Consider the following 21463-nt stretch of genomic DNA (forward strand, 5'->3'; position numbering starts at 1 on the left):
CAAGCGCCTCAGCCGAGAACTGCGGCTGCGCTGCCTTGTCTGCACCTGAATTCGTCTTCGTCTTGCGTGGCATTCATGCTCCTTATCGACATGCTATGCCTCACACACGAATTTACTGACAGACCCGGTCCCTCCCGCAGATGCCACGCTGTTGCCGAGCGGCCATTCGGTGTTGCCGTAACTATCCGGCATGCAGTTCTTTGCTACCGATCTGGCAGGAATAATGGGAGTCATGCGACACCTACCACCCAAGTTTGCACATGCCGGTGGCGCCCCTGATCGCGAGACTTCAGCCTTTCCATCGAAAGGCCGTGATCATGAAGGTTCCTGCTCTGCTTCGTTCCCCGTCCGTCGGCGCGTCTGACGTTCCTGCTACCAATGCTGAGATGCGCTACTCGCTCGCCACAGGGCGGGTCGCGCGGCGCAAGCCGGCCGCCGAGGAGTCCACGGCGGCCGGCGACGCCCCCCAAGCCCAAGCCGCCGACGCCGCCTCGAGCGTCCCCGTCGAGGACATCGACCTCAACGCCGCGCTTTACAACCTGGCTGAGCAATCAGCCCCGCTGTCGCTTCCCAGCGCCGATGCCGCCCCCGTGCCGTCCGATCTGGCCGGCCCCTCGCCTGCAATCGCGAACGCATCCCAAGCCGATCACGGCGGCTTGCCCGGACTTCTCCTGAGCACCACCGCCACGCTCGCCGGCGTCGCCGCGCTGGGCCTGGCCGGGATGGCCAAGGTCAATCACCTGCAGCAATCGGTGGCCAACCAGCGTCATCAACTCGACGAGCGCATCGATGCCCTGGTCGATCAGGCCAAGGATCTGGCCAACGCCAAGATCGAGGACCTGACCGCCAAGACCGACGCCAAGCTCGAGAGCACCGTCGCTCAGACCAACGGCAAGTTCGAAGGCCTGACCGCGCAGCTCGGCAAGGAGCTCGAGGCCCTCAAATCCCAGCTGTCCGACACGGCCGCCGCCCGCGACGAGCTCAACGCTCGCATCGACACGGTCTTGCATCAGCTCGACCGCATCGTCGCCGCGCTGGATCCGACGCATGTCGGCCTTCACCTGATCACGCCACCCTCCGGCGTGCTCACCGTCTAATCAATCGCCATGCCCATGGCCGTGCTCCACGCCGGCCGCCTCGGCATCCACCGGCGCACTGGCATTCGCGCCATCGAAGAAGAACGGCTTGCGGGCCTTCTTCTTCGGCCAGACTTCATCCATGGTCGGGATGTCGAAGACCCGGCCCCCTTGCATGACCTTGGCGATCCGGTCGCTCTGCCGGATGTCCTTCAGCACATCGCCGTCCAGGATCACCAGATCCGCCAGCTTGCCCGGCTCCAGTGAGCCGATGTCCTTGTCCAGCCCCAGATAACGCGCCGGATTCAAGGTCGCCGCGCGGATGGCCTCCAGCGAGCTCATGCCGCCCAGGCCCAGCATCCACATCTCCCAATGCGCGCCCAGTCCCTCGCGCTGACCGTGCGCGCCGATGTTGACCGGCACGCCCGCGCGCTGCAGCTCGGTCGCCGTCTTCGCGACCTGGATGACGTTGAAGTCCTCCTCCGGCGCCGTCTCGCGGCGCACGCTGCGCGGCTCCAGCACGGACTTGGGCACGTATTTGCTCAGGATGGGGTGCCGCCACACGTCCGTGCGCGCGTACCAGTAATGCTCGCCGTCCAGCCCCCCGTAGGCGACGTTCAGCGTCGGCGTGTAGCCCACCTGCGTCTGCGGCCACAGCTGCTTGACGTCCTCGTAGACCTTGCTCACCGGCAGCGCGTGCTCGATGCCGGTATGGCCGTCGATGACCATGTTCATGTTCATCTGGAACAGCGATCCCCCCTCGGGCACGACCATCATCCCCGTCTCACGCGCCGCCCCCAGCACCTGCTGACGCTGATCCCGGCGCGGCTGGTTGTAGCTCTTGACGCTGATCGCGCCGGCCGCCTTCAGCCGCTTCAGATGCGTCTGCGCGTCCTCCAGGCTGTTGATGACCGCGGAGAAGTCCGCCTTCGCCCCGTACAGCACCGTGCCCGTCGAGAAGATCCGCGGCGCGACGACCCGCCCGGTGCGCTGCATCTCCGACTGCGTGTAGATGTCGCTGGTGCGATTGGATGGATCGTGCAGCGTCGTCAGGCCGAAGGCCAGCGAGGCGTAGTTCACCCAGCTCTGCTGCGGAATGATCTCGCTCTCCGCCATGGTGCCGTGCCAGTGCGCGTCGATCAGGCCGGGGATGACGGTCTTGCCGGTCGCCTGGATGATTTCCGTCCCCGCCGGAATCGACACCGCCGCCCGCGACCCGATCGCCGCGATGCGGTCGCCGTCGACCAGGATCACGCCGTCCTCGATGACCTCGTCGGGCTTGCCGGCGTTCATCGTGACGATGCGCGCGCCCACGATGGCGATGCGCCCCTGCGGCTTGTCCGCCGTCAAGGTCAGGTGGATGGGCGCGCCGCGCTCCGCCGGCTTGAAGCCGGGCTGCAGCGCCTGCTCCAGCGGCACGCTGAAGAGCTCGTTGCCCAGCGCGTAATGCAGCGCATAGGGCCGGGCCTTGCCGTCGCCCGACCACTGCAGGTCGTCGCCGGCGTTGACGTCCAGCTTCTTCACAGGCATCGCCTCCGCCTTGGGTCCGACGGTCAGCAGCTTGCCGCTGGGCACCAGCGGCGTGACGTAGGTGTGGAAGCGCTCCGAGAAGCCCAGCCATTGCCCGTCCGGCGACACGGTGAAGGCGGTCGCGAATTCGCTCTTGGCGACCGCCACCTCGCTGCGTTCGGTCAGGTTCAGACGGACCAGCTGATGGAAGCCGTCGACCTCGCCGGTGCGCTTGTTGCGGGTGACGTAGAGCGTGTCCGCATCCGCGCCGAACTGCGGCGCCTCGCCGTCCTTGGTCACGCGGCGCGGCTGCCCCTTGCCGTCGGCCGAGGCGACGTAGATGCCGGGCTCCAGGCTGTTCCAGGGCGAGGTCAGGTAGCCGCCCTTGGCCTTGCGGTAGGCGATGCGCTTGCCGTCGGGCGAGAAGCTCGGCGTCAGGTACTTGCCGGGCTCGGCCGTGACGACGGTGTCGCGGCCGCTGGCCAGGTCGAGGACGCGCACCCGGGCCTGCTCCGCGTCGTTCCAGCTGACGTAGACCAACTGGCGACCGTCGCGGGAGAAGGCCGGGAAGTACTCGAAGCGCTCGGTCTGCGCCGTCAGCCGCTTGGCCTCGCCGACGGGCCGGCCGTCGCGCAGCTCGCTCGCATAGAGATAACCGGCCGAGGAGAACACCACTCGCTGGCCGTCCGGCGCGACGCGCACCCAGCGCAGCATGCGCGACTCGAAGCTGGCGGGCGCGACCTCGTGGGCGAAGCGCACAGCGGGCGTGATCTGGCGCTGGTCCTTGACGTGGAAGGGGATCTCGGCGGCGCTGGACTTGAACGGGTCGATGCGCCACAGCTTGCCCTGCGCCCAGGCCACCACCTGCTTGCTGTCGGGCGTCCAGGCGATGCCCGGATAGACGCCGTGCACCGACCAGGACTCCTGCAGATCGCGCTCCAAGCCGGTCCAGACGGGGAACTCGCGGCCGGTCTTGAGATCCTTCAGGAACAGCGCGGTGCGGGCGCCGTCGGCTTCGCGCAGGCGACGGATGAAGGCCAGGTACTTGCCGTCGGGCGAGGGCGTGGGGCGGATCGCGCCGCCGGGGCCGGTGACGAAGGATTCGCTGCTGCCGTCGCTCAGGTCCTGGCGCTGGATGCGGAAGATCTCGCCGTTGCTGTCCTTGTTGTATTCGAAGCTGCTGCCCGGCGTCGTGTCCTGCGAGTAGTAGAGGAACTTGCCGTCGGGCGAAAGCGCCGGCTCGCCGAGGTCCTTCTGCCAGTTCGGCTTTTCGTTGAGCTGCTGACCCTTGCCGCCGTCAACGTGGTACAGCCAGATCTCGCCGCTGCCCAGCGAGCGCGTGCCGGTGAAGTGCTTGCGCGCGGCGATGTACTGGCCGCCGGGATGCCAGACCGGGTTGTTGAGCAGGCGGAAGTCCTCGGTCGTGATCGCGCGCGCGTTGCTGCCGTCGACGTTCATGACCCAGATGTTGTCGCCGCCGCCCGCGTCGGACACGAAGGCGATGCGCTTGCCGTCGGGCGAGAAGCGCGGCTGCATCTCCCAGGCCATCGAGTGCGTCAGCGCCTTGGCCTCGCCGCCCTCGATCGGCATCAGGTAGAGATCGCCGAGCAGGTCGAAGACGATCTGCTTGCCGTCGGGGCTCACGTCGACCGACATCCAGGTGCCGCTTCGCACGTCGAGCTTGGCGATGCGCTTGTCGCCGGGCGGCTGGTTGACGTTCCACTTGGCGGCGGGCGTCGAGGCGGCCAATGAAGCAGCGGCCGGCGCGGCCGCGGGAGAGGGCGCGTCGGCGGCGAGGGTCGCGAAGGCCGCGCCCTGCAGGGCGAGCCCGAAAGCGATCACGCCCGCGCGGGCGGGCGTGACGGAGAAGAACGAGGTCGGCTTCTTGAGCGTCTTGGCAGGCATGCGGCACCCTGGGATGAAGAGTGCGGGCAGCATAGAGGGCCGCCTCGAAGAGACTCCCTCGGGTTTGCCAGGGCGTGACGAATGGCCGTGCGGGGAGTGGACCTGGCGGCTTACTTCCCGCGCGACGTGATGATCGCGTCGGCCACGTTCTTCGGCGCCTCGGAGTAATGCTTGAACTCCATCGTGTAGGTCGCGCGGCCTTGCGTCGCGGACCGCAGCGAGGTCGAGTAGCCGAACATCTCCGACAGCGGGACTTCCGCCTTGATGATCTTGCCACCGCCGACCATGTCGTCCATGCCCTGCACCATGCCGCGGCGGCTGGACAGGTCGCCCATCACCGTGCCGGCGTAGTCCTCGGGGGTCTCGACCTCCACGGCCATCATCGGCTCCAGGATCACCGGGCTGGCGCGGCGGCAGGCTTCCTTGAAGCCCATCGACGCGGCCATCTTGAACGCGTTCTCGTTGGAGTCCACGTCGTGGTACGAGCCGAAGGTCAGCGTGACCTTCACGTCCACGACCGGGTAGCCCGCCAGCACGCCGTTGGGCAGCGAGTCGATCACGCCCTTCTCGACGGCCGGGATGTACTCGCGCGGCACCACGCCGCCCTTGATCGCGTCGACGAACTCGAAGCCCTTGCCCGGCTCCTGCGGGTCCAGCGAGAACACCACGTGACCGTACTGGCCCTTGCCGCCGGACTGGCGCACGAACTTGCCTTCCACGTCCTGCACCGACTTGCGCACCGTCTCTCGATAGGCGACCTGCGGCTTGCCCACGTTGGCCTCCACGCTGAACTCGCGCTTCATGCGGTCCACGATGATTTCCAGGTGCAGCTCGCCCATGCCCGAGATGATGGTCTGGCCCGATTCCTCGTCCGTGCGCACGCGGAAGGACGGATCCTCCGCGGCGAGCCGGCCCAGCGCCAGGCCCATCTTTTCCTGGTCGGCCTTGGTCTTGGGCTCCACGGCCTGCGAGATCACCGGCTCCGGGAACACCATCTTCTCCAGCGTGATGATGGCATCCGGGTCGCACAGGGTCTCGCCGGTGGTGACATCCTTCAGGCCCACGCACGCGGCGATGTCGCCGGCCAGGATCTCCTTGATCTCCTCGCGCTGGTTGGCGTGCATCTGCAGGATCCGGCCGATGCGTTCCTTCTTGCCGCGCGTCGGGTTGTAGACCGAGTCCCCCGACTTCAGGATGCCCGAGTACACCCGCACGAAGGTCAGCTGACCCACGTAGGGGTCGGTCATCAGCTTGAAGGCCAGGGCGCTGAACTTCTCGTTGTCGTCGGCCTTGCGGGTGGTGTCCTTCTCGTCGTCATCGGTGCCGTGCACCGGCGGGATGTCGATCGGGGAGGGCATGAAGTCGATGACCGCGTCCAACATGCGCTGCACGCCCTTGTTCTTGAAGGCGGTGCCGCACAGCATGGGCTGGATCTCGCCGGCGATGGTGCGCTGGCGGATCGCGCGGACGATCTCGGCCTCGGTCAACTCGCCCGACTCGAGGTACTTGTTCATGAGTTCCTCGTCGGCCTCGGCGGCGGCCTCGACCATCTTCTCGCGCCATTCCTGCGCCTGCGTCTGCAGCTCGGCGGGGATGTCCTGGTACTCGAAGCGCATGCCCTGCGTGGCCTCGTCCCAGATGATGGCTTTCATCTTGATCAGGTCGATCACGCCCTTGAACTGGTCCTCGGCGCCGATGGGCAGCACCACCGGCACCGGGTTGGCCTTGAGCCGGTCCACCATCATCTGGCGCACGCGGAAGAAGTCCGCGCCGATGCGGTCCATCTTGTTCACGAAGGCCAGGCGCGGCACCTTGTACTTGTTGGCCTGACGCCAGACGGTCTCCGATTGCGGCTGCACGCCGCCGACCGAGTCGTACACCATCACCGCGCCGTCCAGCACGCGCATCGAGCGCTCGACTTCGATGGTGAAGTCCACGTGCCCCGGGGTGTCGATGATGTTGATGCGGTGCTCCGCGTACGAGCGGTCCATGCCCTTCCAGAAGCAGGTTGTCGCGGCCGAGGTGATGGTGATGCCGCGTTCCTGCTCCTGCTCCATCCAGTCCATGGTCGCGGCGCCGTCGTGCACCTCGCCGATCTTGTGATTGACCCCGGTGTAGAACAGGATGCGCTCCGTCGTCGTCGTCTTGCCGGCGTCGATGTGCGCCGAGATGCCGATGTTGCGGTAGTGCTCGATGGGGGTCTTGCGGGACATGGTGGTCTCCAGTGGCGATGAAGGGCCGCGCGGCGGCCCCACGGCGGCCGACGGTCCGGGAAAGCCGATGAATGTACCGAGAAGCGATGACGGTTGTCATCGACCATTCGGAAGAGCCCGGCGCCGCTGGGGGTGAGGCGCCTGGCTCGTGCAGCTCGCCCCGTCCCCATGCAACGCCGCCCGGCGCCGTCGGCGAGACCTGACCCCGAACCCTGGTGATTCCTGATCGCCACCGCCGATCCCACAGGTTCCCTGGATCTCCGGATCGTTCGACGAGCGAGGTCGCGCGCCAGCGCGGCGACTCATCTGCCGCCGGGCACCGCAAGTTGGGCCTTGCGCGCGCGACATCGATCTCGGGGGACACCCACTCATCCCCGCGAGCGCCCTCCCTGTTTCAGGGCATGGCGCAACCCCCAAGCGGCGGACGTTTTGCCGGAATCGTCAAGGTCGCAAGGCGGTTATATCGGTGCGGCCAGTGGTTTGGATGCGATTCATCACGAATTTCCAGCCGTACTAGCAAGTTTAAGTGGGTCTATGCCGGTTGTGAGTTATTAGCAAACTGGGGGCGGTCGGTGACACTGCCGCCTGGTTTGCGAACGGATTTGTGCCATGAAAAACATGTATGCCATTTCGTTGGGACTGACGGCTTCAGGTGTCGCCTGTAATTGGGCCGATGCAATCGGGCCGGTCGGTGCCTCGTTTGAACTAACTGGAATTGGTTATCTGCTCGGGTCGGCGGGCCTGATCCTGCTGGTCATCTGTCTCGGCGCCAGCCTGGAGGATTGCCTGCGATCCCCATGGCGACGGGTTTCGCGGCCCATCGGGTCGCCGCGTCGGCGGCGCTGAGCGCCGCGAGGAGATCCGCGATGGCCCCCGATTCTGATGAATCGGGGTTTACTTGATTCGGTAATTGTTCGTTTTCTTCATCTCGCGAAACTGTGCCGGCCCTCGGGGGTATCGGAATAACGCGTGAGAAGGAGTCAATCGAATGAGTATCGCCATCGTGATCATCGAAGACGATCAAACCGTCATGAAACGGTTGGTGGACGTGATTTCGAACAGCAGTTTCTGTGAGGTGGTGGGCGTGGCCAAAAACCGTGGGGAAGCCGTCGCGGCGATTCTCGCGAATCGCGCAGACCTGTATGTCGTCGACCTCGGTTTGCCGGATGTCGACGGCGTCGACCTGATTCGGCTGGTCAAGGAGAAATGCCCCGAGGCGCGCAGCATCGTCGTGAGCACCTTTGGCGACAGCAAGCACGTGCTGCGCAGTCTGCGCGCCGGCGCCAGCGGCTATCTGCTGAAGGACGAGATCCAGCCCTCGATGGTGGAGAAACTCGTCAGCGCCCATAACGGGCAAGCGCCGCTGAGCCCCGCCGTGGCCAAGGTGGTCATCGACCACCATGCCGCGCTCGAAAGCAACGAGCGTCCGCAGTTCGATCGCGAGAAGGTGCTGAAGGCCTTCGGCATGGGCGATCGCGAATGGGAGGTTCTGCGTCATCTCGTGGAGGGGTATCCCATCGTCGAGATCGGCCGGCGCCTGAGCATTTCGCACCACACCGTGAATCAACATCTGCGCAGCGTGTATCGCAAGCTGGGCGTGAAATCCCGCGCGATGGCGGCCAATGCCGCGCGGGTCTACGGGTTGATCGATGACTAGTGCCCCCCGTCGTGGCTCGTTGAAGGCGGTGTGCTTCTGGCTCACTGCCTTCGTGCTGCTGCTCGTGGTCGTCGCCACCAGCAGCCTGGCCACGCGGGTGCATCGCATCGAGCGCGGGGAGAATCTCCAGATCGTCCAGGCGCTGCCGGGGGCTCAGGACATCGGCCCGGAGCTGCCGCGCCTGCCCGGCCCGACCGTCGTCGACGAGGCGCGCATCCCGCTCCCGTACTTCCGCGATCTGAGCAACGTCGGCGGCCTGCGCCGTCTGCGCCTTCGCATCGACCTCGACCGCTATCTGGCTCGCCCCGCCGAGTGCTGCGGTGGACGGGCCGGAGAGTTGCTCGCGGGCGGCTCGCGCAGCCCGCGCAAAAGCCTGCTGATCAGCCAGGCGCTCGACGGGATGGACGTCTATCTGAACGACGTCTGGATCGCAGGCCTTCCGAAATCGAACGATGAGATTCGCTACAAGTGGTTCCGGCCGCTGCAGGCGCCGCTGGCGCGCCGGCTGCTCCGCCCCGAGGGCAACATCCTCACCATCGAGCTGACCTCCTGGGACCCGCAGGTCCAGATCGCCCCGATCTATCTGGGCGACATCGACACCGTCTCCCACATTTACGAGCTGACCTACTTCATCGGCTCGTCGCTCGCGAACGCCTCCAACGTCTTCTGCCTGCTGGCGGGCATGTTCATGCTGGGGGCTTGGCTGGCGAGCCCCAAGGACGGTGCCGTCTTCCTGCATGCGGGAGCGACCACGGTGCTGTGGTCGGTGCTGTTCGGCCTGATCCTGTTGCCGCGAGTCCCCGTCGACTGGATCGGCGCGTGGATGTGGGCGCAGTACGCCTGCATGGGCGGTGTGGTCGCTGTGTTGACATTGTTCATCTTCGCCTTCATCGGGGAGCCGCTGGATCGTCGCGGGCGCCTGATCCTCATCGGCGCCGCGTCCTTCGCCGCCGTGGTCTACCCGGTGCTCGGCATGCGCGGCCGGGAGTGGCTCGATGCCTACTGGCTGCCGCTGCTGCTGATGTTCCACCTCTTCGCCTGCTCTCGCCTGGCCTTGCATGTGGCGCGAACGCGATCCCGCGTGGCGACCTCCCTGTTGTTCCAGTCCGTGCTCGCCCAGGTCTTTGCGCTGCGGGACCACAACGCGGTGCTGCAGCTGATCAGCATGCCGGTCCCGGATGCCGGATGGTCGCTGGTGCACCTGCTGGTCACCCCGATCTTCCTGAGCCACCTGAGCGTGCCGCTGCTGCTGTTCGTCGTCGCGCAGATCCTGCTGACCAAGTTTCAGTCCAACGTGAAGCGGATCCGCGACAACAACCGCATCCTGACCGAGACCCTGCAGCAGCGCGAACGTGAGCTGCTGGTCAGCTACAACCGCCAGCGCGAGATGGAGAACGAGGCCGCCGCCCAAGGCGAGCGCGACCGCATCTATCGCGACCTGCACGACGGCATCGGCTCCAAGCTGGTGACGACGCTGTTCAGCGTGCGCGATCGGGAGATCGACCACGGGCGCCTTGAGGCGCGGCTGATGGACGCGCTGCGCGACCTGCGCGAGATCATCTCCGTCACCGAGGTCCACGAGGAGCGCAGCGTCCATGACGTGCTCTTCACCTACTGCAGCTCACTCGATGAATCCTTGAGCCGCGCCGAGTTCCAGATCGAGTACGACATTCCCGAGGGGCCCGAAATCGTGTTGTTGAACGACCTGTCCAAGCAGGTGATGCGCATCGTCGAAGAATCGGTGGCCAACACCATCAAGTACGCCAACGCAAGTCGCCTGTCGATCCGCATGGCGGTGTTGCAGGGCGAGATCCTCGAGGTCGTGATCGAGGACAACGGCCGCATGCGCGACGCGGACGGCGTCGCGCTGATCGCTCCGGTGGCGGGGGAGGGCTCGCCGCTGTCCGGCGGCAGCGGCCTGGAAGGACTGCGTCGTCGTGCCGAGCGCATCGGCGGCGACTTCCATTTCGAGCGCACCAGCGAGGGCGCGCGGACCCGATTGCGCCTGTCCTTGGTCCTCGCGGAGCCCGGCGGTCCGAGAAACGAGTCGGTCGCCGACAGTTCTCAGTGGGAAGTGCCTGCATTGCCACTGAGCTAGGCCATCGAACGCCGGGCCGTTCCTGGAAATACTGGGTGCCCGCCCAATCGAACGGGCACTCCGGTGTGTCCCCCGGCCATGCAATCCTCCCGACCCCCTCGCGGCAACGCCGCGTCCACTCGTCCGCTCATCCATCCGGAACCCGCGCGCATTCGATTCGCGCGGCAGCCCATCGTCGACGGCTCCGTCGCGCCGATGGGGCATGAGCTCAGCTTCCGTTGGGGCGACGGCCCTCGACGTGCGCTGCCGCCTCCCAGTCCCTATGCGGTGAGCATGCTGCTGGGGCAGTCCTTGCTTGAAGGTTGCCTGACGCATCGGCGTCCGGGCCTGCTGTTCGTGGAAATGGATGCGGCGACGCTGCTCTGCCCGATCGCCGACGTGCTCTGCGGGGCGTTGGGCGTGATCCAACTGCCGCAAGCCATCCCTGTCGAGCCTCCCGTGACGCGGCGCATCGCGCAGCTGCATGCGCGCGGGTATCGATTCGCGCTCGCCGGATTGACCTCGCCGACGGATGAGCGGCTGCAATGGCTGCCGATGCTCTCCTATCTGAAGCTGGATGCCTCGCTCGCATCGCCGACGGTGTGGACCGATCTGATCGAGATCGCACGCCGGCAGGGGGTGCCGCTGATTGCCGAGCGGGTCGGTGATCCCACCGATTACCTGCGTCTGAGGGCGCTCGGGTTGCGCTTCTTCCAGGGCGACCTGATCACGCCCGCTCAGGAGGAAACGCCGCGAGCGCTGCCCAGCTGCGACATGGACGTGGTGGGCCGGGTCTACGGGCTCGCGCGACAGGGCGTGCCGCACGACGCGCTGGCCATGCTGGCGGGCTCGGACCCGGCGCTGGTGATCCGGCTGCTGATGCTGCATCGGATCTACGCCGGCTCGGACCAGCGTCCCGCGACGCTGGCGGACGTGCTGCTCCGCTTTCCGATCGACGTGCTGGTCGGGTGGCTGCACATCCTGCGCATCACCACCTTCGATCTGTCCTCGGGCGGTCAGAGCTGGTCGGTCGCCGTGCGCGAGCAGATCTACAACTACCGGGCGCGGCTGATCGTCGCGCGGACCTGCGGCAGTCCGGGTGAGCTCGAGGCCAAGGTGTTCGATCTGTATCGGCGGCTGTGCTCGCGCGAGCCTTGACGCGCCACCGGGAAAGCGCCGCGGAAACCCTCCCGGGTTGGCGCGGCGCGGGGAAGAGCGCTCAGTGGACCTGGTCGTCCGGACCGGGGCCGGCGGCGACGGAGAAGCCGGAATCGCCCAGCGTGCCGGCCTCGATCTCTTCCTCCGTCGCCTCTCGCACGTCGCAGACGGTCACGTGGATGCGCAGGCCGATGCCCGCCAACGGATGGTTGCCGTCCAGCACCACGTGCTCGGGGTAGACCTCGGTCACGGTGTAGATGCGATCGGCGGGCATGTCGGGCGTCGAGGCGCCTTCGGGCAGGCCTTCGAACTGCATGCCGACCTCGACGTTCTCGGGGAAGACCTCGCGGGGTTCGAAGCAGACCAGGTCGCTGATGTAATCGCCGAAGGCGTCCTCGGGCTCCAGGGCGACGCTGACTTCGTCGCCGGTGACCTTGTCGACCAGCGCTTCCTCGACCTTTGCGAACAGGTCTTCGCCGCCGTAGAAGAATTCCATCGGCGGATCCAGGACTTCGACGGATTGGCCTTGAGCGTCCTCGAGTCTCCAGGTCAGGGAGACGACGCAGGGGGCAGTGATTTGCATCGCGCGATTGTCTCATCACCATCCTCGGGCCTTCGCGCCGAAGGACAATGCGCCCCCATGACCCCGAAGACCTCTCCCTCCACGCTCCCGACCATCGACGGCAAGACGCCGCTGCTGGGCGGGCTCAGCCCGGCCCAGTTCATGAAGCGCCACTGGCAGAAGCAGCCGCTGCTGGTCCGCCAGGCGCTGCCGGGCGTGCAGCCGCCGATCGACCGCGCCGGGCTGGCACGACTGGCCGCGAGCGAGGACGTCGAATCGCGCCTGGTCGCCCAGCAGAGCGGCGATCGCTGGACGATGCGCCAAGGCCCGATTCCGAAGCTGCCTGCCTGGAGCAAAGCGCAGTGGACCCTGCTGGTGCAGGGCCTGGACCTGCACGTCCCCGCCGCGCATGAGCTGCTGAGCCGCTTCCGCTTCGTTCCCGAAGCGCGCCTGGACGATTTGATGCTGTCCTATGCCAGCGACGGCGGCGGCGTCGGCCCGCATTTCGATTCGTACGACGTGTTCCTGATCCAGGTCAGCGGCAAGCGGCATTGGCGCATCGGCCGCCTGGGCGTGTCGACCACCGGCGCGTTGCGCGAGGACGTGCCGCTGAAGGTGCTGTCCAATTTCGAGCCGGAGCAGGAGTTCACCTTGGAAGCCGGCGACATGCTGTATCTGCCGCCGGGCTGGGCCCATGACGGCGTGGCGGTCGGAGGCGATTGCATGACGGCATCGGTGGGCTTCCGCTCGCCCTGGCGCAGCGAGCTCGCGAACGAGTTGCTGGTCCGCCTGACCGACGACGAGGAAGCGCCCCGCGGTGATCGCATGTACACGGATCCGAGCCAGACGGCGACGGCCGAGCCGGGTCGCATCCCCGAGCAATTGCTGAGCTTCGCGCGCGATGCCGTGCTGAAGGCCGCCTCCCAGCCGCTGGCGCTGGAGCGCGCCTTGGGCGAAGCGCTGACCGAGCCCAAGCCGCGCGTGTTCTTCGAGCCGGGCGAAGCCTTGCCCGAAGGGCAGGGCGCGCGGTTGAGCGCACGGTCGCGGATGATGTATGACGCGGCCCATGTCTTCATCAATGGACAGTCTTTCCGCGCGGGCGGCCGCGATGCGACGCTGATGCGGCGGCTCGCCGACCAGCGGGCGCTCAGCGCCGCCGAGGTGCGCCGGCTGAGCGCGGGCGCACGCGATTTGCTGGATCAATGGACGGAAGACGGCTGGGTGCTGCCCGCCTGATTTCGGCCTGCGCCACCAGATCCGCGTGATCGACGTGAGATCGTTCGAGCGAGCGATCGAACCGCCACCCTCCAGGAGCCGAGCACCATGCCCCAAGCCCCCGAACGCCCGATCCGCACGGGCCTGGTCGAGTCCGCGGAAGAGGTCCGGCAAATGCTGCGGCAAGCGCTGCTGCTGGCGGCGGAGCAGGGCGGCCGCGAGCTGTGCTGCATGGACGCGGACTTCGTCGGCTGGCCGCTCTCCGATCCGGAGCTGCTGGATGCGCTGCACCACTGGGCGCTGCCGCATCGCCGGCTGCGGCTGCTCGCCGCTGACTATGAAGCGCTGCGTCGCGTCCATCCGCGCTTCGTCCAATGGCGGCAACTGCACGACCACGTCGTGAGCGCCCGGGCCTACGACCCGGTGGAAGCGATCGACCGCGGTCAGCCCGCGCCTCAGGGCCTGGTGCTGGCACCCGGATTGCTCGCGATGAGATTGTGGTCGCCGGTGCGGGCTTCGTTGAGCCTGCGCGATTCGAGGGAAGAAGCCTTGGCGCGCGAGTGGTTTGACGCTATTGAGCAACGGTCTGCGGACTCGTTCGCCAGCAGCACCCTAGGCTTGTAAGGAGATTACAAACTGGTGGCTATAATCGTTGGCTAGGCGAGGGAAGCGCTCGAGGTTTCTCACGTCTTGGTCTGCTGAAGCTCGTACTTGTACTCTGGTACGACTTCATTAATTACCGGTAATTGATTGTTCGTCTAAAAGTTACTTGAGGACAAGTATGAAAAAGTCGATCCTGATGGCCTCCCTGCTGGCCGCTGTTGCTCTGACCGCTTGCGGCAAGAAGGAAGAAGCCGCTCCCGTGGCGACGCCCGCTCCGGAAGCTTCGGCTCCCGCCGTTGAAGCTTCGGCCCCCGCCGTTGAAGCTTCGGCTGCTGCCTCGGACGCTTCGGCTCCCGCTTCGGCCGCCAGCAACTAAGACGATCACTCGTCTCGAAAAAGCCGCATGGGTCCGCCCATGCGGCTTTTTCTTTGCCCGTTTGTTTCTGCGCACGGGCTTTGGTGGCGCTTTGGTCGAGTAGCCGCACCGCTGGTATTTGACTGGATATAAGCCTCCAGCCTTGGCCGCGGAAAGCCGCCGCGACTCGCCATGAAAAACGCCACCCGAAGGTGGCGTTTTGTTTTGCGCAAACTGATGGCGTACGCCAGATCGGCGGAGCCCTCAGCGGACGTCTTCCATCAGCAGCTGCAGGATGCGCTTGGCCAACTCGTTGGTCTGCTGCTGACCCTTGTCGTCCAGCACCTGGACCGTCGACTTGTTGCCTTCCGACTTGACCGCCACGCGGTAGCGGACCGCCGAGGACGCACCGGTCGCACCGAACAGCTTCTGGAAGAAGTTCGGCTCTTCCTTGCCGGCCTGGTTGGGGTCGGCATAGCGCAGGAAGAACAGGCCTTGCTTGCGGTCGCGGTCTTCGATGGTGAAGCCGTGACGATCCAGCGATTGGCCGACACGGCGCCAGGCGCGGTCGAAGTCCTCGTTGATCTGCAGCTGGTCCGGCACGTCGGCCAGGGACTTGGGCACGTTGCCGCTGGTGGCGACGGCGCCGAAACCTTGCACCGGCGGCTGCTTCGCGTCGGCCACGGCCTTGGCGTCGTCATCCTTGCCGCCCAGCTTGAGCATCAGGCGCGACATCATCTCGGCCTCGAGCTGCGGATCCGCCGGGCGCGGCTGCCAGGCCGTGTCGTCCTTCTGGGTGTTGGTGTAGACCTCGACCATGCCGCGGTGCGTCACGTAGATGTCGGTGCCGCCTTGCTCGTTGCGCTCCAGACGGGTGCGGAAGCGGTCGCGCTCGCCGGTGGAGTAGAGCGAATCCAGCAGATTGCCGACGGTCTTGCGGATGAAGTCCAGCGGCAGCTTGGCGCGGTTTTCGGCCCAGCTGGTCTCCATCACGCCGACGTTCGGGTCGTTGGTCTCCAGGGTGAAGCCGCGCTCTTCCCAGAAGCCCTTGATCTGCGGCCAGAGCTGTTCCGGCGGCAGCGAGCTGTGCAGCCAGCGGGCGTTGCCCAGGCGCTCGTAGCTGACGGTGCCGGCCTTGTCCAGCGCGACGGTGCCCGGGCCGCCGGCGGTCGGGGCGACGGTGCGCTGCCCCGCCGGCTGCGCGGCCAGTTGAGCGGCGCTGATCGGGCCGGTCGGGCGGTTCTCGCGGGGCAGCTGGGTCAGGTCGGGCGGCACGTCCAGACCGGTGGTCTGGCGGGCTTGACCGCGGTAGTCGACCTTGTCGCCCGAGGTCATGCTGTCGAACGTGCTGCACGCCGTCAGCGAGGCCAGTGCCATCAAGCAGGCCACGCGCACCGGGGTGGAGGCGCCGGTTTCGGAAAGGGAACGAGTCACGCTAGACATCTCCAAGGGTTCGCTGCGGCGCGGTGCCGCTTCAGGAAATCGGGTGAAAACTGCGGGGTTCAGGCAGAACAGGGCGAAGCCGGCTCGCGCCGGACTTCGCGATTAGAGCAGGCCGGCCTCGCGCATGGCGCCTTCGACCAGGCTGGCGCCGGAAGCGGTCAGCGGCGTCAGCGGCAGGCGCAGGTGGTTGCCGCAGCGGCCCAGCTTGTCCAGGGCCCACTTGGTCGGGGCCGGGCTGGGTTCGCAGAACAGCTGCTTGTGCAGGGGCAGCAACTGGAAGTGCAGGGCGGTGGCCTCGCGCACGCGGCCCTCGATGGCGGCGGTGCACATCTCGTGCATGGCCTTGGGAGCCACGTTGGCGGTGACGCTCACCGAGCCGCGGCCGCCCATCAGCATCATCGCGATGGCGGTGCCGTCGTCGCCCGAGTAGATCGAGAAGCCCCTGGGCGCATGCTTGATCAGCCAGGCGGCGCGCTCGATGTTGCCGGTGGCTTCCTTGATGCCGAAGACGCCGGGCAGGGCCGCGCAGCGGATGGCGGTCTCGGGGAGCATGTCCGCAACGGTCCGGCCGGGCACGTTGTACAGCATCATCGGAATGTCGACCGCCTCGGCGATCGCCTTGAAGTGCTGATAGATGCCTTCCTGCGAGGGCTTGTTGTAGTAGGGGACGACCGACAGCGTGGCGTCGGCGCCGACCTGCTTGGCGAAGCGGCTCAGCTCGATGGCTTCGGCCGTGGCGTTGGCGCCGGTACCGGCCAGCACGGGCTTGCGGCCCTTGACGTGTTCCACCGCGACACGGATCACTTCGCGGTTCTCTTCCATCGTCACCGTCGGGGACTCGCCCGTCGTGCCGACGACGCCGATGACGTCGGTGCCCTGGTCGATGTGCCAGTCGATCAGACTGCGCAGCCCATCGAAATCGATGCGGCCGTCTTCGTGCATCGGCGTGACCAGCGCGACGATGCTGCCAACAATTGCGTTCATTGAGGATTCCTCGTGATCGGCGGATTCTACTGAAGCGGCGGGCCGCTCCCGGCGGGTCGCGCTCAGCGCAGCCGAACCCTCGGGAAGACCCCGCCCGGCGAGCCCTCCGGCGCGCTCGCGGGCGCCGAATTTTCGCGAATGGCAGCAACGCGCTGGACGTAGCGCCCGTTGACGCCTCCGAGCGGGGTGCCCGTGCCCGTCCCCTCGATGAATCCCTCTTCGAAAGCGATCACGCGCAGGCCGCGGGCGACGTCGAGCAGCTCGCCCGGCCGCAGCAGGAACTCGGGCCGCGAGGGGCGCCCGATCGTCTGCTGTCCATCGGTAAAGGTCTCGTAAATCAGCCAGCCGCCGGGCGCGACCGCCGCCACGATCCGCGGCAGCAGCGGACGCCAAAGGTAGTTGGTCACGACCACCGCATCGAAGACGCGCCCCTGCAGCGGCCACGGTCCTTGCTCGATGTCGGCCTCGATCAGCTCGACGCGGTCGGCGATGCCGGCGCTTGACGCCCACGACGCCAGTCCTGAAAGCGCCTGCCCATCCCGGTCGACGCCGCACAGCCGCAAGCCGGCGTCGGCGAGCGGTCGAAGATGGCGGCCCGACCCGCAGGCCAGGTCCAGCACCGACACGCCGGCGGGCCATTGGTCGGCCCAGCGCGTCACCCAGTCGCTGGGCGCGGCGGGCGAGGGATGTGCCGCAGGCACGCCGGCCGGCAGGGGTGAGGAAGACGAGGAAGACGAGGAAGACGACACCAGGCTCATGCGGGCCGCTGCTCCTTCTTGAGTGCCTTCATCGCCATGCGGTCGACCATGGCCGGCGCCAGCAGCTTGAGCCAGCGCCCCAGCTTGCCCTTGGCGGTCATGACGATGTCGCGCTCGCGGGCGAGGGTGCCGTCAAGGATCAGCCTGGCGCATTCCTGGACCGTCATCGCGCCGCGCTCGTCCAGGCTGCTCAGGCCCGCGGCCTTGCCCTGCGCGTTGAAGCCGCGATAGCGGATCTGCGTGTCGACCACGCCGGGATAGGCGATGGTCACGCTGACGCCGTCGACCGAGACCTCGGTGCGCAGCGCCTCGAAGAAGCCGGTCATTGCAAACTTGCTGGCGCTGTAGGCGGTCCGGCCGGGGATGCCGAGCAGTCCCGCCAGGCTGGAGACCGCGACGATGCGACCCTTGGACGCCTTGAGCGCCGGCAGCGCCGCCTGCGTGCACCAGGCCGATCCCCACAGGTTGATCTGCATCAGGCGCTGGTACCAGGCCAGGTCCTTGACCTGGTCGAACAGCGCGTGGGCCGACATGCCGGCATTGTTGACCAGCACGTCGACCGCACCGAAGGCGCCCAGCGTCGCATGGATCAGCGCCTGGCAGTCCTCCTGCGATTCGACGTCGCAGCGCTGCACCAGGGTGCGCGCGCCCAAGGCCTCGCACTCGGCGGCCACCTGCTCCAGCTTGTCGACGCTGCGCGCCGCCAGGACCAGCGTGAGCTTGGCGCCCTCACGCCGCGCCCATTGACGGGCCAGCTCGGCGCCGATGCCGTCGGAGGCGCCGGTGATGATCACGACCATGTGCTTGTCTCCATCGCTGTTGTACTTGATTTCAGGCTAGAAAGCGGGATCAGAAACAGGCCCAGAGCCGGTCCGCCAGCTGCTGCATCAGCGACGGTTGCGAGTAGGCCAGGAAGACCGCGCCCAGCACCGCCAGGATCGCCAGCCAGACCAGACTCCTGAGGAGCAACGGACGTGCCTTCATGGTGGGGTCAGGCGTTGCGTCGGTGTGGCATTGCGGCGTTGCGGCGGGACGTTGATCGTCAGGCGGCGGCGGGGGCCGGTCGGCGCGAGATCGCCGACTCCCGCACCGGCAGGTTGGCCAGCATCGCCATGATGCCCAGCGCGATCGCCAGATACCAGACCACGTCATAGGAGCCGGTCGCGTCGTAGAGCTTGCCGCCCAGCCACACGCCCAGGAAGCTGCCGATCTGGTGGCTGAAGAAGACGAAGCCGCCCAGCATGGACATGTGCTGCACGCCGAAGATCTGCGCCACGATCGCGTTGGTCGGCGGCACGGTGGACAGCCACAGCACGCCCATCACCGCCGCGAACAGGTAGACGCTGACGGGGCTGAGCGGCACGCTCAGGAAAAGGGTGATCGCGACGGAGCGCAACAGATAAATGCCCGACAGCAGGTAGCGCTTGGGCAGCCGCTGGCCCAGCGAGCCGGCCGCATAGGTGCCGAATACGTTGAACAGGCCGATCAGGGCGAGGGCGTTGGTCGCGACCTGCGGCGACAGGCCGTGGTCCTTCAGGTAGCTGGGCATGTGCACGCCAATGAACACCACCTGGAAGCCGCAGACGAAGTAACCCAGCATCAGCAGCTGGAAGCTGCGGTAGCCGAAAGCCTCGCGCAGCGCCTGACCGATGCTCTGATGATGACCGCCGTGGGCCGCGTCGCGGGCCGGCTCGCGCAGGCCGAAGGCCAGCGGGATGATCACGCAGGCCGCGATGGACAGCACGAACAGCGCGTTCTGCCAGCCCCCGTAGCCGATCAGCCAGTTCTCGACCGGCACCATCAGGAACTGGCCGAAGGAACCCGCCGCTGCGGCCACGCCCATGGCCCAGGAGCGCTTCTCCGGCGCGACGTTGCGCCCGATCACCCCATAGACCACCGCGTAGGTCGTGCCCGACTGCGCCAGCCCGATCAGCACGCCCGCGCTGCCGAGGAAGCCGGCCGAGGTCGTGGAGACCGCCATCAGCGCCAGTCCCGCCGCATACAGCAGCGCGCCTGCCACCAGCACGCGCAGCGCGCCGAAGCGGTCGGCCAGCATGCCGGCGAAGGGGCCGGCCGCGCCCCAGGCCAGGTTCTGCACGGCGAGCGCCAGCGAGAAGGCCTCGCGCGTCCAGCCGCGGTCGACGGTGATCGGTGTCAGCCAGAGCCCGAAGCCGTGCCGGATGCCCATGGACATCGTCACGATCGCGGCGCCGCAGATCAGCACCTGACGCAGGCTCAGGGTCCGCGCCGGGGGGAGGGAGGGGGAGGTCGCGCTCATGTCGCGAATGTAGTGGCTGCGTCAGGCGGTGGCTGACGCCTTGTTGACGGTCATGCCGGCCGTCGTGGTCTTCTTGCCGGCGGCCTTGGCGGTGGTCGAGGGTTTACCCGCGACGGCCGTGCGCGTCTTGCCGGCCTTGGGCGGCGCGCTGGTGGTCTTGCCCTTCGCGCTCGCCTTCGGGGCCGACTTCGCGTTCGACTTGGTGGCCGCCTTGCCGGTGGACTTGGTGCCGGACTTGCCGCTCGATTTGGCGCCGGGCTTGGCACTGGACTTCTTGCCTGTCGCCTGTTTCCCGGACGAGGGTTTGGCGTTGAGCGCGTTGTCCTCCTCGCCCGCGGTGGCCGCCACATCGTCCAGTTGCGTCAGCACGCGGCCCTGCTTGATGCGCAGGAGCGGTTTGTCCAGCGCGTCCAGGTCCTCGAGCGGGTTGCCGATCAGCACCAGGAAGCTGGCCTCGCAGCCCGGCTGGAAGCAGCCCAGCTTGCGCTTGGGGAACAGCGCCAGCGGCGTGTCGATGGTCGCCATCTTCAGCAGTGCGGGCTTGTCGAGCACGCCCAGCTGGTCCAGGTGATGCACCTCGTTGAGCGCGTTGCCGGTGAACAGGTCCGAGCCCACCAGCAGCCGCGCGCCGGCCTTGCTCAACAGTTCGAGGTTGCGCTTCTGGACCGCTTCGATGCGGGCCAGCAGCTCGGGCGGCGGATTGAACAGCCGGGTCGCGATCGTCGCGGTGACGATGCCGACCTGTTTCTCGGCCGCCAGCGCGGCGACCTCGGGCGTGAGCAGGTGCGACTCGGGCTCCTCGCCGTGCTGCGGGAAGTAACCGGGCAGCTCGGCGATGAAGTCGGCGCCGGCGCGCACGGCGGCCTCGAAGTCGGCCGCGCTCTCGATGTGAACGACCACGCGGCGATTCTCCGCATGGGCGCGGCGCACGACCTCGGCGACCACCGCCGGCGTGACGCCCAGCTTGCCGCGCTCCTCGGCGACGCCGCGCAGCTCGGGCCGGTCGTGGTAGCTCATGATGACCTTCACCAGATCGCTGCGCCGGCCGGCGATCAGCGGCCATTTGCGGCCGACGTCGTCCGGCGTGTCCATGATCAGCACCGCCTTGTCGACGATCTGATCCAGCGACATCGGCGGATTGCCCGACTGCAGCATCGCCAGCGGCTGGCCGTCCGAGGAGGTGATGCAGGCGGTGGCGAACAGCACGTCCGGCGTCTCCGGCTGGGCGATGCGGTCGCGGATGGGGCCGACCGATTCGGGGTCGGCGCAGAGCATCGCGGCATAGAACACGCCGTCGCGCAGATAGTCCTGGCCGAACTTGGCCAGGCCCCAGGCGCTTTGCAGGTTGTGGTTGTGGGCCTCGGCCAGCGGCGGCATCAGCACCTGGCCGCGCAGCTCCAGCAGCCGGTTGACCTTGCGCGGGCGCTGGGCGACGAAGCGGCCGTCCTCGACGTAGAGCGTGCCGCTCTGCAGCTTCTCGCCGTCGAACCAGCGCGCATGGCGCAACTCCATCGCCATCTGCGGGCTGGCCTTGTAGTCGTCGGCGGCGGCGGGGCCGGACAGGACCGCCAGCAGGGCGGCCACGGCCGCCGCGAGCGCGGGCCGGACGGATTGCATCAAACGGGACATCTCACGGGGGTGTTGGGGGTCCGCACGCCTGCGGTCGCGCG

18 protein-coding genes are annotated in these 21463 nt (G+C 67.3%); 8 read left to right on the plus strand and 10 right to left on the minus strand.

Annotation, left to right across the window (positions count from 1 at the left end):
- Window positions 1-386 precede the first annotated feature (386 nt).
- Entirely contained in the window at window positions 387-1097 is a 711-nt protein-coding gene (locus tag ABDW59_RS13900; protein ID WP_343630436.1) for a hypothetical protein, read from the plus strand.
- On the opposite strand, the gene ABDW59_RS13905 is transcribed toward ABDW59_RS13900, so the two are convergent.
- Both ABDW59_RS13905 and fusA read right to left on the minus strand, forming a co-directional pair.
- Entirely contained in the window at window positions 1098-4490 is a 3393-nt protein-coding gene (locus ABDW59_RS13905; RefSeq protein WP_343630437.1) for an amidohydrolase family protein, read from the minus strand.
- A gap of 110 nt (window positions 4491-4600) precedes the next feature.
- The gene (gene fusA, locus ABDW59_RS13910; protein ID WP_343630438.1) at window positions 4601-6703 is read right to left on the minus strand and encodes an elongation factor G; all 2103 of its coding nucleotides are present in this window, start codon (window positions 6701-6703) and stop codon (window positions 4601-4603) included.
- A gap of 609 nt (window positions 6704-7312) precedes the next feature.
- On the opposite strand from fusA, the gene ABDW59_RS13915 reads away from it, so the two are divergent.
- The 4 genes from ABDW59_RS13915 to ABDW59_RS13930 all read left to right on the plus strand — a co-directional run bounded on the left by ABDW59_RS13915 (window position 7313) and on the right by ABDW59_RS13930 (window position 11595).
- A complete protein-coding gene (locus tag ABDW59_RS13915) occupies window positions 7313-7549 on the plus strand; it encodes a hypothetical protein (protein ID WP_343630439.1) in 237 nt (78 codons plus the stop codon).
- A 142-nt stretch (window positions 7550-7691) separates the two neighbouring features.
- A complete protein-coding gene (locus ABDW59_RS13920) occupies window positions 7692-8360 on the plus strand; it encodes a response regulator transcription factor (RefSeq protein WP_343630440.1) in 669 nt (222 codons plus the stop codon).
- Window positions 8353-10458 (plus strand): ATP-binding protein, encoded by a 2106-nt coding sequence (locus ABDW59_RS13925; RefSeq protein WP_343630441.1) that lies wholly within the window; start codon window positions 8353-8355, stop codon window positions 10456-10458. Before ABDW59_RS13920 ends, ABDW59_RS13925 begins: the two co-directional genes overlap by 8 nt.
- A gap of 78 nt (window positions 10459-10536) precedes the next feature.
- Entirely contained in the window at window positions 10537-11595 is a 1059-nt protein-coding gene (locus tag ABDW59_RS13930; RefSeq protein ID WP_343630442.1) for an EAL domain-containing protein, read from the plus strand.
- A 61-nt stretch (window positions 11596-11656) separates the two neighbouring features.
- Here ABDW59_RS13930 and ABDW59_RS13935 read toward each other — a convergent pair whose 3' ends face one another.
- On the minus strand, window positions 11657-12178 hold the full coding sequence (locus ABDW59_RS13935) for a peptidylprolyl isomerase (protein WP_343630443.1): 522 nt from the start codon (window positions 12176-12178) through the stop codon (window positions 11657-11659).
- A 57-nt stretch (window positions 12179-12235) separates the two neighbouring features.
- On the opposite strand from ABDW59_RS13935, the gene ABDW59_RS13940 reads away from it, so the two are divergent.
- The 3 genes from ABDW59_RS13940 to ABDW59_RS13950 all read left to right on the plus strand — a co-directional run bounded on the left by ABDW59_RS13940 (window position 12236) and on the right by ABDW59_RS13950 (window position 14351).
- Complete coding sequence (locus ABDW59_RS13940) at window positions 12236-13393, plus strand: cupin domain-containing protein (protein ID WP_343630444.1); 1158 nt, start codon at window positions 12236-12238, stop codon at window positions 13391-13393.
- 87 nt (window positions 13394-13480) lie between these two features.
- Window positions 13481-13996, plus strand: coding sequence for a hypothetical protein (locus ABDW59_RS13945; RefSeq protein ID WP_343630445.1), 516 nt, complete (start codon window positions 13481-13483; stop codon window positions 13994-13996).
- 157 nt (window positions 13997-14153) lie between these two features.
- Window positions 14154-14351 carry a hypothetical protein gene (locus tag ABDW59_RS13950; RefSeq protein ID WP_084452888.1) on the plus strand — a complete coding sequence of 66 codons (198 nt, stop codon included), beginning with the start codon at window positions 14154-14156 and terminating at the stop codon, window positions 14349-14351.
- 243 nt (window positions 14352-14594) lie between these two features.
- Here ABDW59_RS13950 and bamC read toward each other — a convergent pair whose 3' ends face one another.
- The 7 genes from bamC to ABDW59_RS13985 all read right to left on the minus strand — a co-directional run bounded on the left by bamC (window position 14595) and on the right by ABDW59_RS13985 (window position 21422).
- A complete protein-coding gene (gene bamC, locus ABDW59_RS13955; protein WP_343630446.1) occupies window positions 14595-15764 on the minus strand; it encodes an outer membrane protein assembly factor BamC in 1170 nt (389 codons plus the stop codon).
- Between the two features lie 111 nt (window positions 15765-15875).
- Window positions 15876-16757: a 4-hydroxy-tetrahydrodipicolinate synthase gene (dapA, locus tag ABDW59_RS13960; protein WP_343630447.1), complete on the minus strand. Its 882-nt coding sequence runs from the start codon at window positions 16755-16757 to the stop codon at window positions 15876-15878.
- Between the two features lie 62 nt (window positions 16758-16819).
- Entirely contained in the window at window positions 16820-17515 is a 696-nt protein-coding gene (locus tag ABDW59_RS13965) for a class I SAM-dependent methyltransferase (protein ID WP_343630448.1), read from the minus strand.
- On the minus strand, window positions 17512-18315 hold the full coding sequence (locus ABDW59_RS13970) for an SDR family oxidoreductase (RefSeq protein ID WP_343630449.1): 804 nt from the start codon (window positions 18313-18315) through the stop codon (window positions 17512-17514). The genes ABDW59_RS13965 and ABDW59_RS13970 overlap by 4 nt, the downstream gene beginning before the upstream one ends.
- Before the next feature lie 49 nt (window positions 18316-18364).
- Window positions 18365-18499, minus strand: coding sequence for a hypothetical protein (locus ABDW59_RS13975; RefSeq protein WP_343630450.1), 135 nt, complete (start codon window positions 18497-18499; stop codon window positions 18365-18367).
- Window positions 18500-18557: 58 nt separating this feature from the next.
- Window positions 18558-19793, minus strand: coding sequence for an MFS transporter (locus ABDW59_RS13980; RefSeq protein ID WP_343630451.1), 1236 nt, complete (start codon window positions 19791-19793; stop codon window positions 18558-18560).
- 21 nt (window positions 19794-19814) lie between these two features.
- Window positions 19815-21422: an amidohydrolase family protein gene (locus ABDW59_RS13985; RefSeq protein WP_343630452.1), complete on the minus strand. Its 1608-nt coding sequence runs from the start codon at window positions 21420-21422 to the stop codon at window positions 19815-19817.
- Window positions 21423-21463: the final 41 nt, after the last annotated feature.

The sequence above is a fragment of the Roseateles sp. genome (assembly GCF_039595295.1).
In the GTDB taxonomy this organism is placed as follows: Bacteria; Pseudomonadota; Gammaproteobacteria; order Burkholderiales; family Burkholderiaceae_C; genus Roseateles.

Bases quoted from the DNA above. Each gene is read 5' to 3' on its own strand.
- ABDW59_RS13900 (WP_343630436.1), top strand. From the start codon at position 387: ATGCGCTACTCGCTCGCCACAGGGCGGGTCGCGCGGCGCAAGCCGGCC.
- ABDW59_RS13905 (WP_343630437.1), bottom strand. From the start codon at position 4,490: ATGCCTGCCAAGACGCTCAAGAAGCCGACCTCGTTCTTCTCCGTCACG.
- fusA (WP_343630438.1), bottom strand. From the start codon at position 6,703: ATGTCCCGCAAGACCCCCATCGAGCACTACCGCAACATCGGCATCTCG.
- ABDW59_RS13915 (WP_343630439.1), top strand. From the start codon at position 7,313: ATGAAAAACATGTATGCCATTTCGTTGGGACTGACGGCTTCAGGTGTC.
- ABDW59_RS13920 (WP_343630440.1), top strand. From the start codon at position 7,692: ATGAGTATCGCCATCGTGATCATCGAAGACGATCAAACCGTCATGAAA.
- ABDW59_RS13925 (WP_343630441.1), top strand. From the start codon at position 8,353: ATGACTAGTGCCCCCCGTCGTGGCTCGTTGAAGGCGGTGTGCTTCTGG.
- ABDW59_RS13930 (WP_343630442.1), top strand. From the start codon at position 10,537: ATGCAATCCTCCCGACCCCCTCGCGGCAACGCCGCGTCCACTCGTCCG.
- ABDW59_RS13935 (WP_343630443.1), bottom strand. From the start codon at position 12,178: ATGCAAATCACTGCCCCCTGCGTCGTCTCCCTGACCTGGAGACTCGAG.
- ABDW59_RS13940 (WP_343630444.1), top strand. From the start codon at position 12,236: ATGACCCCGAAGACCTCTCCCTCCACGCTCCCGACCATCGACGGCAAG.
- ABDW59_RS13945 (WP_343630445.1), top strand. From the start codon at position 13,481: ATGCCCCAAGCCCCCGAACGCCCGATCCGCACGGGCCTGGTCGAGTCC.
- ABDW59_RS13950 (WP_084452888.1), top strand. From the start codon at position 14,154: ATGAAAAAGTCGATCCTGATGGCCTCCCTGCTGGCCGCTGTTGCTCTG.
- dapA (WP_343630447.1), bottom strand. From the start codon at position 16,757: ATGAACGCAATTGTTGGCAGCATCGTCGCGCTGGTCACGCCGATGCAC.
- ABDW59_RS13965 (WP_343630448.1), bottom strand. From the start codon at position 17,515: ATGAGCCTGGTGTCGTCTTCCTCGTCTTCCTCGTCTTCCTCACCCCTG.
- ABDW59_RS13970 (WP_343630449.1), bottom strand. From the start codon at position 18,315: ATGGTCGTGATCATCACCGGCGCCTCCGACGGCATCGGCGCCGAGCTG.
- ABDW59_RS13975 (WP_343630450.1), bottom strand. From the start codon at position 18,499: ATGAAGGCACGTCCGTTGCTCCTCAGGAGTCTGGTCTGGCTGGCGATC.
- ABDW59_RS13980 (WP_343630451.1), bottom strand. From the start codon at position 19,793: ATGAGCGCGACCTCCCCCTCCCTCCCCCCGGCGCGGACCCTGAGCCTG.
- ABDW59_RS13985 (WP_343630452.1), bottom strand. From the start codon at position 21,422: ATGTCCCGTTTGATGCAATCCGTCCGGCCCGCGCTCGCGGCGGCCGTG.